The following is a 12139-nucleotide window of genomic DNA, read 5'->3' on the forward strand; positions in this document are numbered from 1 at the left end:
AAATTATAGTAATATTTTTTGAATTCCCGTTTTCAATAAGCAGCAGTAAAACGATTTATTGCTGCAAGGTTACCCGGCCTTGCCAAGTTGATTTGTTGCCCACTGCATCAATAAAGTAAATACCGTCTGCCATACCACTGAGATCTAATAGGTACAGGTTACCCTGATCGGTCACGTTTTCAAGTACCTGCACCTGACGTCCCGAAGCATCGGTTACCACTATTTTTTGCAATATATTTTCTTCATCTAATTTCTTAAGCCGCACTTGTCCACGAGTAGGATTTGGAAACAAGGCAAATTGCTGGCGCGATGTACGGCTTGCAATTACACTTACAGGCTGGCTCAGGTTACATTGATACACCTCGTTTGTTCTAAGGTCTTGAACAAAAGTGACCAACTTTAGTTCGTCAATCACACAGGATGAACAGGTCGTATAATCGTACGAAAAGTTGTAAGTAAGTGCTTGTCCGGCATTCATGTTTGGCAACAGCGTTCCATTTTCGTCTGGCAGCATTTTGCGCATGGTTTGATAAAAAATGGTTTCACCATTTGTGCCCGGAGAGATGCCGTTAAAGTCAATAGTATCTTCCATAACCACTGCATGTAATACCCATTGCTCGTTGTTAATATTGGTTGAAGGTTTCACCTTCACTTCAAAATTTATGTTGTTGCCTGAAATCTGGGCAGTTGCTCCCAAAATAAAAACGGATGATAGTGTTGACAAACTATCGAAATAAGAAGCAGCAATACCAACCGGATGTCCGGCAAAATAGCTACCCAAAATGGTATCGTATTTATTTAAAAACTGACCGTTGGTGCGCACCGAAGGAATAAATGGTATGCCATAGTAAAATATGCGTGCATCATTTTGTACAGGGTTTTCATTATACATCGGGTCATATCCTGGCCATTTGGAGTGATATTTTAATTGAATCAATTTGTGGTTTTGCCGATAGATGCTGCATAGCGAATCGTAAGGAGGATTATAATCCAGACATGGGCCGCAACTTGGTTGGGTAAATTCTTCGGCAAGTATTTTACGACTTAGGTTGTCAACATATACTTGCGCTACCAGCGAGTCGTTGTTCTTATTTATTTCAACGGTGCCATTTGCTTTGTGAATCCAATGCTTGAGTGTGTAGTTGCCTTTGGTGGTTAAGGCAAGGCTCGAATTAAAATAAACTGTTTTGCATGAACCAGGTGTAACGGTCATGTTATACGTTTGCGATTGCACCGAATTATTATTGAGTTGCCTGCGCAACGTAAAGGAGGTGATAGTTACCTTGCCACCATTGCACACCAGAATGGGGGGATTGATACTCCCCGGAGCTATCATCTTTGCTGTATTGGCGCTTTGCAGGGCAAGATCTTTGGTGGCCACTCTGGAAATTTTTATATTATCAAAAAAGATAGCCGAATAACAGGCTTTGGTATGATGCCTGAATGCTAGCCAAAAGGGTTTGCTTGCATATGGAGTAAGGTCAATGCTGTAATTAATCCAGGCAGCGTTAGCTCCTAATTGAAAAGATGAAATGGGTGTTGTAGTTATGAAATCGCTAGCCGAATTACCGGTAGTTGAAATGTATACATCAAAAGAATCTTCGCCAAAGGCCCTGTAATTGGCAGCCTGAAAGCCCAGGCAATAATTTTTGCCCGGAAGTACATTTACTTTTGGTGTAATCAGAAAGTCATCGCACATAGTACCGGTAACATACGTGCTGCTTCCAACACATCTTTGGGCCAGATGATTTTGAATAGTAAACGTAGGGCCAAATCCACGGCCATGCATAATAGAGTCCAAAGGCAAACCATCGTTGTCAATAGCCATCCAGCCTGATGGCATTCCTTTTTCAAATGTTTCGTTTAGCAACGTTACGCCTTCGCATACCTGCCCCATGCTTGCATATCCCAACAAAGGAATAATAAGAGTAATTAAAATTTTTTTCATTTCAATTGATTGAGTGAATAGACTTAGCCAAAATAAAGGCACTACACTTTATACGGCTTACTTTGTTATCGACTACAGAAACATGCGAAATTATGTGCCGAGCTTAATAGATGATCATTAATTATGATAACGGGTACAAATGTAATAAGTATCGGCTTAATGAACCATTTTAATGCATATATCTGCAGTATTATTTTTTAGTGGTAACAGCTTTTTTGCCCTTATATTTATGCTAATCACCAATTCGATTTTTCTTTTTGCAATGAATGTTTTTCTGCCTGGGTTTGCTTATTCCAAGTTTTAGGTTTATACATGGTTTTTTTGAACGCGTATTGATATTGTATGCAGGAGGCAACTAATTTTTTTCCCAAAGAGTGTGTACCTGCGCTTATACCTGCTTATGAATAAAGCTAGCATATTTGCATGCTGATAACAAAGAGGGCCAACATACCTGTTTCTAGCCTTTTTACATGTGGCCGTTCGTATACTTCTGCATTTGCCTTTTGCATACAAAAGGTGCTTTTAAACGCCTCATGAATCATATACTGCCATAGAATTCATAAGTCATGTTTCGGGTTAATGCTTCTACCTGATTTTTCCCTACTTTTACAATCCTAAAATAATAATCAAAATTATATTTAACTATGAAAAGATTTTTTATAGCAGTTGCATTAACCAGTGTAATTTCCATTCACACCAAGGCGCAGCAAAGTGTAAATGATAGCACCTACATTATAGCAAACGTAAAAAAGCACATTGTATACCTTGCCTCGGACGAATTGATGGGTCGCGAAACCGGAACCGATGGTGAAGAAAAAGCACGCAATTACATTATCGAAAATTATAAATCGATTGGGCTAACACCGGTTTTCGAAAACAACTTTTTGCAATCTTTTCCATTTACTAAAGGTAGAACCTTTGGAAAAAATAATGAGCTTACTATCAATAAAGAGCGGTTTGAATTTGGAAAAGATTTCACCTCGTTTTTGTTTGGTTTTGATACGTCAGGCACCGGGACCATTGTAAATGCAGGTTTTGGGATTGATGCCGATTCGCTGGGATTGAACGATTACAAAAACATAGATGCAAAAGGAAAAATATTGTTAATGGATTTGATGTCGCCTGATGGTAACAATCCACATGGTAAATTTGGCGAGCATGCCAATTTGGAAAAAAAGGTGGAAACCGCTATGAGCAAGGGAGCTGTAGGAATTATATTTTATACCGAGGCTAACGAAAAAGACATTCTACCCGTAGATTTAAATATCCGCAGAGGCAAGCAACTCATACCAGTGGTAATGATAAAAGGGAAAAATCTAAAAGCGTTGAAAAAATTTGTGGGTAAAGAAGCCACCATCCGGGTTGACCTTCCTAAGATAGAAGCCATAGGTAATAATGTAGTTGGATTTTTAAATAATAATGCACAAACCACAATAGTGATTAGCGCGCACTACGATCATTTAGGGTTGGGCGAGCATGGTTCATTGCATCGCGGTAGTACCGAAATTCATAATGGGGCTGATGATAATGCCAGCGGTACCGCTGCACTGATGGAACTTGCAAGGCTGTTGAAACAATCAGAATATAAGGCTAACAATTATTTATTCTGTGCCTTCAGTGGCGAAGAGATGGGACTGTTAGGTTCCAAGTATTTTGTTGAACATGCCACTCCACCGTTAGCACAAATTAATTACAACCTCAACATGGATATGGTAGGAAGGCTGAAACCCGAAGAACCGGTGCTTATCATAAATGGTGTGGGCACATCGCCCAACTGGCTGCCAGCTTTGAACAACATAACGCATTTAAAAGTTAAAACTACAGAGTCTGGCGTGGCACCTAGCGACAACACCAGTTTTTATCTGAACGGTGTTCCTGCCATACATTTTTTTAGTGGTACACACAGCGACTATCATAAGCCAAGTGATGATGAGGATAAAATAAATTATAGCGGTGAATACGCAATTATCAAGTACATTTATAAAACGGTGGGAGAGTTAAATGATGATGGCAAATTGCCATTTGTAAAAACAAATGATGCCACTAACGAAAACACTCCGCGTTTTAAAGTAACCTTAGGTGTTGTGCCCGATTATGCTTTTGAGGGAGAGGGTATGCGCATAGATGGTGTAACGGATGGTAAGCCCGCATCAAAAGCCGGATTGGTTAAAGGTGACATTGTAATACAATTGGGCGAAGAAAAAATTTCGGATATGCAGACGTACATGAAAGCACTATCAAAATTTAGCAAAGGACAAACTACCATAGTTAAGGCTAAACGTGGAGAGGCAATTGTGGAGAACAACATTACATTTTAAATTAGCAAATGGAGGTAAATGGTAATTTCATTCATTACCATACAGTCAAGAAAAAAGCAAAGCGAAACCGATGATAAACACAACATCAGTAAACTATAAAAGAAACACCAACACACATGAAAAATAGAATCGTAATTTTTTTTATTGCCATAATGATAATGCTTGCGGGTTGCCGCAAGCAGGATGGACACCCAACCTGGGAATCGGGTATTGCGGTGCCATTAATAAAAACAAGTCTTGCTCTTGATGATATTATCAAAGGTGATTCGCTCTTGCAAACCAATGCCGATAGCAGCATTAGCCTGGTGTATAAATCTACACTAAACGAGTTCCGCTTAGATTCGTTGTTTACCTTATTCGACACAAGCATTACGCGCAGTTATAAACTTGACTCATTAAGTTTGTATTCGCAATCGTTAACCTATCCTGTAACGCTAGGAGAGATATGCAGCAATGCAGGATTTATAGGGCAAATTATTATAGCGCAAAATGGTGGCATACTAGCTATTCCGCCTTTTACAAATATCAGCTCGGGCACACAGAATATTAATGCCGATACCTTATTTCAAACCATAACGCTTGTTACCGGATTTATGGATATAACATTATCTAACGGATTGCCGGTAGATATTACTAACCTAAGCATTGAATTGAAAAACAAATCGAACGGGGTAGTAATTGCCCAAACTATTTTTCCTTTGATAGCAGCAGGAACTACCGAAACGAATACCATTTCGCTTGCCGGTAAAACAATAGAGGGTAACATGACTGCCGACCTGATATTAAATTCTCCCGGCTCCAGTGGGCAACCAGTGCTTATTGATACCAGTGATGCATTGATAGCAGAACTGAAAGTGTACGACCTTCATCCATCAACGGCTACGGCCATTTGGCCACAGCAGGATTTGGTAAACAAACAGCAGCCCTTTGTGCTCAAAGTACTAAAGGTAGAACTTACCGAAGCACGCATAAAGTCAGGGTATATAAAGCTCGATTTGTTTAGCACCTTGCAAGACAGTGTACGGTTTGAATATGCTCTTCCACTGGCAACATTGAACGGGGTTTCGTATAAAATAAATCATACCCTGGCGCCTGCACAGCCCGGCAATGTAACCCAATACAGCAACACCTATGATTTTACCGGTTATGAACTCGACCTTACCGGCATCAATCACGATACGGTAAACACCTTGTGGAATGCACTGCGCGCAAGCATTGACAGCACAGGTGTTATGAAAACCATTTCGCTTACTGATAGCTTCTATGCCCAAATCGGATTTGTTGATTTAGTACCGGACTACGCACGAGGATATTTAGGGCAGGATACGTTTGATCTTGGTCCCAACGAAGTGCCCCTCGATATTTTTAAAAATTTCAACAATGCAGATTTTGATTTGGATGATGTAACGGTAAGTGTAAACGCAGAAAATGGAATTGGAATAGATGCACAAGTTAAGGTGGATCAAATGCAATCGATAAATACTACTAAGGCCAATACAGTTACTCTTGGTGGACCTGCACTTAGCAATCCTCTAAATATAGTGCGAGCAACCGACAATGGCGGCTCCCAACCGGTGTATTACACACAGAATAATTTATTTTTAAATAAAACGAATTCCAATGCACCAAAGTTTATTTCGAACCTTCCCGATAAAATAAATACCAAGGTAACACTCTATACCAATCCAAACGGCAATGTGACTAACTACAACGATTTTATTTATTACAGCGATGGCATACGGTTTAACTTGAATGTTGAAATGCCACTTAACTTTATGGCAAGCAACCTGGTACTTTGCGATACGCTTCCATTTAGCATTAAGCAAGATGACATTAGCAGAATAAAAAGCGCTATCCTGAGCATCTATGCAGATAATGGCTATCCGCTCGAAGCAGTTACTACCTTGTATCTTTTAAATAATCAAATGACCATTATTGACTCTGTATTATCAAAAGCAGTGCTTATGGCAGCCCCCATTGCACAAAACGGTGTGGTGCAGCAAAAACAAAAAACACGCATTGATGTAGCTTTTGATAAAGACCGTATGCAGAAATTATTTGATGCAAAGTTTTGCATCCTTAAAACCACATTTAAGACCAAGCCAGATAATCAACATGTTAAGATCTATTCGGATTATGCCATTGATATTCGCATGACTGCTGATTTTATTTATGTGAATGAGTAATTATTTTTTTACGATAAAGTTAAGTATGATAAAGAAGATTTCGGTACTAATAATTTGTTGGGCAGCAATGGCTCACATCACCATGGCACAACAATTTATCTTACCTGTTAAGATAGATACCAACTACTCATTTGTAGGAAGTAGCTGGGAATATTATTCGGCAGGCAATGCCATCACAAATAAATTTGCAAAGGCATATTTGCAAAACGAATTTATCGATAGCACCTTAAAAGCGGAGGTTGTAAAAAATCAAAATGATAATAATATGATTGGTTTTCATAACGAAGTCGATTTTTATTATTGCCAAAAAAAATCAAAGATAGGATGGATAGCAGGGTTGCGTTTTGTATCGCATGCTGGCGGTAACTTTACCGATGATTTGTTTAATTTATATTTCAATGGAAATTCGCCTTACAAAGGCGATACCCTCTCGCTCGAAAATTTTGTGTTTAACTACACTACGTATCAAACCATTTATGGAGGAGTAATTTTTGAAAAAAATAGAGAAACCAATTTTTGGCGATTAGCAGTAATGCCTCAGTATGTTAAAGGGCAGCGCCTTAATAATATTACCAATACCGGTTCGCTTTACACTGCACCTGATATTTCGTACATCAACCTGGATATGGATTTGAAAGGTTATAGCAGCGACAGCATCAAAAAAAAGTTAGATGCTTTTAATGGGCATGGTGCCGGATTGAGTTTTAATTTTCAGTTTGGCAAGCCAAACAATTACACCGTTACCGTATTTGCAACCGATGCCGGTTTCGTTAAGTGGAACAATAACACCTATAGTCTTCAAATAGATACTTCATATTACTACGATGGAATTGAAATTCAGAATTTGCTTGACTCTATATCACTTCAGGTTAATGGTACCGAGAATTATAAATCATCACTCATCAATTATCGCAATCAAAAAGGATATACTACTATGATGCCTGCACGCATAGGCATGTCTATTGACAAATGGTTGTTGTCAGAAAAGTTAGTGGCAGGTATTGGATTTCATTACATAGCCGATCAGGTTTTTACACCACAAGTGCACTTGCGTGTGAGCTACCATTTTAATAATAATTTTTCGCTCGCAGTAGCAGGATACAAAGGAGGATATAAACCATATAATATTGATTTATCTGCTAATTATCAGGTACGCAATTGGTTTTTTGGCGCAAATGCAAGATTCCTCGAAGAAATATTTCAGTTTGGAAATGGAACCGCACAGGGCATAGCGCTTCGTGCCGGATTAAGGTTTTAAGCATCTTGTTGGCAGGTTAAACATGCGTAACTTTTTTATGGCGCACAAGCATCAGCAAAATGATTTTAAATGTAGCACCTTACTAATAATTTAACAGATTAAAAAAAAGTGCTTAAGCCTCAATTTTACATCAACTAGCATAGCAAAGTATAACCTGATTTATATCAGTTTTATTCCCTTTTCGTTTAAAAGAATTAAATTTGCTACCCGAAAAAAAAGTTTCAGCAATGCCACAACTACACAATAAAATAGACAAACGAGTATTAAAGAAAAAATTACAGGAAGATATACTTGCCCGCACCACCTTATCATTTTATCGATATGTAAAAATAGAGGATGTTGAAGCGTATCGGGATAAATTGTATTTGGAGTTATCAAGGCTTAACGTACTGGGCAGAATATACCTTGCTCAGGAAGGAGTGAATGCGCAGATATCGGTACCCACCGAATTTTTTGAGACTTTCAAAACCTATATTGAAAACGATGTTTTGCTAAGTGGAATTCCATTTAAAATAGCGGTAGAGGATGACGGAAAATCATTTTATAAATTGATTGTACGTATTAAGAAAAAAATTGTTGCTGATGGCTTGCCCGAAGATGCCTATGACCTTAATAACATAGGAAAACACATTGATGCACGTGAACTAAATACTTACCTCGAAGATAAGAATACAGTGATTATTGACATGCGCAATCATTATGAAAGCGAAGTTGGAAAATTTGAGAATGCCCTTTGTCCGGATGCAGATACGTTTAGACAGGCATTGCCAATGGCAGTACAAATGGTAGAAGATAAAAAAGACAGCAAAGTAATATTGTACTGCACAGGAGGCATTCGTTGCGAAAAAGCAAGTGCCTATTTTAAGCACCACGGGTTCAAAGATGTAAATCAATTATACGGAGGCATAATTGAATATGCGCGCGATATTAAGCAAATGGGATTACCATCCAGGTTTATTGGCAAAAACTTTGTTTTTGATGAGCGGATGGGAGAGCGCATTACAGAAGATATAATTTCGCAATGTCATCAATGTGGTGCCCCATGCGACCATCATGTCAATTGTGCAAATGACGATTGTCATTTGCTTTTTATACAATGTGATAATTGCAAAGCAACTTATAACGGTTGCTGTACACCTTCGTGTATGGATATAGTGTCAAAGCCGATAGAAGAGCAACGCACCTTGCGCAAGGGAAAGAAAAAAGATGATGCCCATGCTGTATACAAAAGCAGACTACGCCCAAATCTGAAAAAGATACTAAACCCGCAGCAGGAGTAGTGCCGGATTTTAGCAACTGTTTGTATGTGTGAAATGGATTTGCTAAAAGTAAAAGCAAAGCCGGATATAGAAATTATTTTTTATTCGCTAAGTTGAAAAGCAACTCCGTCTTATTTTTATATGGGGATATTATCAATTTCGAATTGGAAAAAATAATTTCATCCCTTTGTAATTATAATCGTATTTATTCTATATCTTTATGTTAGTCAAACTCTAAATCTAAATACTATGGCACACCACACACAATTCAAAGTTCAAAGTTCAAAGTTCAAAGTTCAAAGTTCAAAACTCAAAACTCAAATTAGGATTTGCTAATGTAGTACTATTATTGCTTATGCTGATTCTTATAAGCGAAAGGGGAAATGCGCAGTTATCCGTAACTTTAACTCCTAGCAATTATCATGGAAAAAACATCAGTTGCTTTGGTGCGCAAGATGGCAGTATAAATATAACGGCAACCGGTGGCAGCCCACCTTACACCTATCTATGGAGTAATGGCTATGCAATGCAAAATGCATCGGACTTGGCAGCCGGGTACTATCGCATTTCGGTTACTGATGCAGCAATGAATTCCGTTATTAGAGAAATTACCCTTACCCAACCCGAACAACTTAACTACGAAATGCAGGTATATGAATATCCAAACGGCTACAATGTAAGTTGCTACAATTGTTACAACGGCAGTGTAACGGTAACCATATACGGAGGAACTGCCCCATACTCGGCCATGTGGGATGATGGCAATACCAACATTAACCGCACAAACCTTGGTGCAGGTGCCATTGAAGCAGAACTTACCGACTTAAACGGTTGCCATTGTAAACGTAGCACGCACCGAAATAAGCCAACCTGAGCGAAGCGATTGGACTATGAATGGAAACACAAACTCCAATCCTGCGACACAATTTATTGGCATGAGTGATAATAAGGATTTTGTTTTTAGAACGAATAATACAGAGCGATTTAGAGTAAAATCAAATGGTGATTTCAAACTAGCTGGGTTAGGCTCCACTGTTGGAATGCTATATGTTGATGCAAATGGAATATTACAGGCAGGCAATAAACCAACGCCCTGCCTCCCGCTGCAAGGTCCACCCGTATGGCAAAGCATTGTTTCGCCAGCTACAATTTGGACATGCACTGATGTTAAAGTTGGGCTAGGTACAACTAGCCCTTTGGCCAAACTTGATGTAACGCATGATGAACCGCAGGGAGGCTTAATATTACATCAATATAATACAACCAACAACTTTAAGCCAAGCGAAATTAAGTTTATGCATAATAATTTGGCACAATGGTCAATTGGTAGTCATTTAGATCCTGTAAGCAGTGGACCACATTCATTTTTTATTTGGAATATACCTAATACTAAACCTTCACTATATATTGATCAATCAACTAATCGGTTTTTAATTAATTCTTCAATCCCAAGTTGGGCTACACATCCATTTCAACTTACTGTATCTCATGTAGAAAATCATGGTGGAATTGCCATTAATAAATCTACTTTTTCTAACAGGAAAAGTCAAATTAGTTTTCAGCAAAACTTTACAGAAAAGTATGCTATCGGAATTGACCGAGACCACCTGAATGAACAAAACTTTTTTATCTGGGATGCCGAAGAAGGTGTAACAAGATTAATAATTGATAAAGATGGCCGGGTAGCAATTGGCACTGAACCGCCTGTTATATGGAATACAACAGTAAACTATAAATTATATGTAGGTGGTGGAATTGCTACACAAGATGTAAGAGTAACTTCGCAGAATTGGCCTGATTATGTTTTTGAAAAGGACTATCACCTTGAGGATATCGATGCACTTAAGTCATTTATTACAAAAAACAAACATTTACCGGGTATTCCATCCGCACAAGAAATTGCAAAAAACAACGGGTTTGAACTAGGCGCTATGCAAGTACTTTTGCTCCAAAAGTTAGAAGAGCAAACGCTTTATATTATTCAACTACAAGAGCAAATTAATCGATTGAATAAAATCATAATTGAAGACCCGAAACAGAAGGGAGGGTTAGATGAAAAATAAATATTTTGCAATATTAATATTGATCATCTTAATGGGTAATAACTTTATTAAAGCGCAAATAGTAACGCTGGAAGGTCGTCAATTTAAGATTGGTGCAAACACACAACCTGCCAACTATTACGATGTATATAATATAAAGTCACAATTAAATACCGCTGCTACCAATGCTGTAACAGGGTATATATACGATGATAAAGGAAATCCGATTAAAGATGCTGTGGTTTTTGGAGCTAATTGGTTGTATACTATTCAAGATGTTTATTTAGCAATGGGCTTACCTTCTACTCCATTCGTGCCAGAAGATGATAAATTTGAACACAGCACTGCTTTAACGTTCACTCAGTCTAATGGATATTTTGAAATAGTTCCATATAACCACGTACAATTTGGGATTCAAGATCCGCATCGGATTGTAAACTTAAATTACATGGGGGTAGGAACCGATAAGGATTTTTATGGTCCGGGATGGCAGTACAAAGGTGGTTTTGGAGAAATACAAATCGCAAATCCCACAAGCCCATTAATTTTAGCAAGAGTAACTACAGGATACGATGCTGTTGCCTCTAATGAAGTAGTTGACATAAATGAAAGCAGAAATTACTATGGGCATAATTCACTTACAGCCTTTGATTTAACGCTTAAAGGAAACTCAAATCTAACAGCACGAAAAGAAATTCATTTAAAAAATGAGCTTCATGCACAAGCAAGCATAAATAACGAAACACATATATTTACTTCGGCTGGTTATCCGGAATGTGATAACTTTAATGGCTTTGCCCGTTTATCAAATCCAGCGGTATCTAGCCAGGATGTGATAAATAATAGTTCAAATGAAATTGAAATTCAATTTAACATAAACTCGGAATTAGATGCTAGAATTTACCCCAATCCCAGTAACGGAATATTTACAATACAGGTAAATAATACTAATAAAGAAATGGTAAAAATTTTAGTGCAGAATTTATTAGGCGAGACCATTTGGCAGCACACCACAGTAAATAAACAAGTTGATGTTAATTTTGAATCGCTTGCCAAGGGAGTGTATATTGTGCAAGTAAAAAATAGTTTTAAATCCATATCACGCAAATTAATAATTAAATAAAACAA

At 38.0% G+C, this 12139-nt stretch carries 8 protein-coding genes; 7 read left to right on the plus strand and 1 reads right to left on the minus strand.

Annotated features, from left to right (window positions below):
• Window positions 1-55: 55 nt before the first annotated feature.
• On the minus strand, window positions 56-1948 hold the full coding sequence (locus IPO27_16535; protein ID MBK8848046.1) for a choice-of-anchor J domain-containing protein: 1893 nt from the start codon (window positions 1946-1948) through the stop codon (window positions 56-58).
• A gap of 644 nt (window positions 1949-2592) precedes the next feature.
• Here IPO27_16535 and IPO27_16540 point away from each other — a divergent pair.
• The 7 genes from IPO27_16540 (at window position 2593) to IPO27_16570 (ending at window position 12134) form a co-directional block, all read left to right on the plus strand.
• Window positions 2593-4266 (plus strand): M28 family peptidase, encoded by a 1674-nt coding sequence (locus IPO27_16540; GenBank protein MBK8848047.1) that lies wholly within the window; start codon window positions 2593-2595, stop codon window positions 4264-4266.
• Between the two features lie 116 nt (window positions 4267-4382).
• Entirely contained in the window at window positions 4383-6452 is a 2070-nt protein-coding gene (locus IPO27_16545) for a hypothetical protein (protein ID MBK8848048.1), read from the plus strand.
• Window positions 6453-6477: 25 nt separating this feature from the next.
• The gene (locus IPO27_16550; GenBank protein MBK8848049.1) at window positions 6478-7710 is read left to right on the plus strand and encodes a hypothetical protein; all 1233 of its coding nucleotides are present in this window, start codon (window positions 6478-6480) and stop codon (window positions 7708-7710) included.
• Window positions 7711-7937: 227 nt separating this feature from the next.
• On the plus strand, window positions 7938-8990 hold the full coding sequence (locus IPO27_16555; GenBank protein MBK8848050.1) for a rhodanese-related sulfurtransferase: 1053 nt from the start codon (window positions 7938-7940) through the stop codon (window positions 8988-8990).
• Window positions 8991-9324: 334 nt separating this feature from the next.
• Window positions 9325-9843, plus strand: coding sequence for a SprB repeat-containing protein (locus IPO27_16560; GenBank protein ID MBK8848051.1), 519 nt, complete (start codon window positions 9325-9327; stop codon window positions 9841-9843).
• Between the two features lie 16 nt (window positions 9844-9859).
• Window positions 9860-11032: a hypothetical protein gene (locus tag IPO27_16565; GenBank protein MBK8848052.1), complete on the plus strand. Its 1173-nt coding sequence runs from the start codon at window positions 9860-9862 to the stop codon at window positions 11030-11032.
• Window positions 11022-12134 carry a T9SS type A sorting domain-containing protein gene (locus tag IPO27_16570; protein MBK8848053.1) on the plus strand — a complete coding sequence of 371 codons (1113 nt, stop codon included), beginning with the start codon at window positions 11022-11024 and terminating at the stop codon, window positions 12132-12134. The genes IPO27_16565 and IPO27_16570 overlap by 11 nt, the downstream gene beginning before the upstream one ends.
• Window positions 12135-12139 lie beyond the last annotated feature (5 nt).

The sequence above is a fragment of the Bacteroidota bacterium genome, assembly GCA_016714535.1.
Lineage (GTDB): Bacteria > Bacteroidota > Bacteroidia > AKYH767-A > OLB10 > JADKFV01.

Bases quoted from the DNA above. Each gene is read 5' to 3' on its own strand.
- IPO27_16535 (MBK8848046.1), bottom strand. From the start codon at position 1,948: ATGAAAAAAATTTTAATTACTCTTATTATTCCTTTGTTGGGATATGCA.
- IPO27_16540 (MBK8848047.1), top strand. From the start codon at position 2,593: ATGAAAAGATTTTTTATAGCAGTTGCATTAACCAGTGTAATTTCCATT.
- IPO27_16545 (MBK8848048.1), top strand. From the start codon at position 4,383: ATGAAAAATAGAATCGTAATTTTTTTTATTGCCATAATGATAATGCTT.
- IPO27_16550 (MBK8848049.1), top strand. From the start codon at position 6,478: ATGATAAAGAAGATTTCGGTACTAATAATTTGTTGGGCAGCAATGGCT.
- IPO27_16555 (MBK8848050.1), top strand. From the start codon at position 7,938: ATGCCACAACTACACAATAAAATAGACAAACGAGTATTAAAGAAAAAA.
- IPO27_16560 (MBK8848051.1), top strand. From the start codon at position 9,325: ATGCTGATTCTTATAAGCGAAAGGGGAAATGCGCAGTTATCCGTAACT.
- IPO27_16565 (MBK8848052.1), top strand. From the start codon at position 9,860: ATGAATGGAAACACAAACTCCAATCCTGCGACACAATTTATTGGCATG.
- IPO27_16570 (MBK8848053.1), top strand. From the start codon at position 11,022: ATGAAAAATAAATATTTTGCAATATTAATATTGATCATCTTAATGGGT.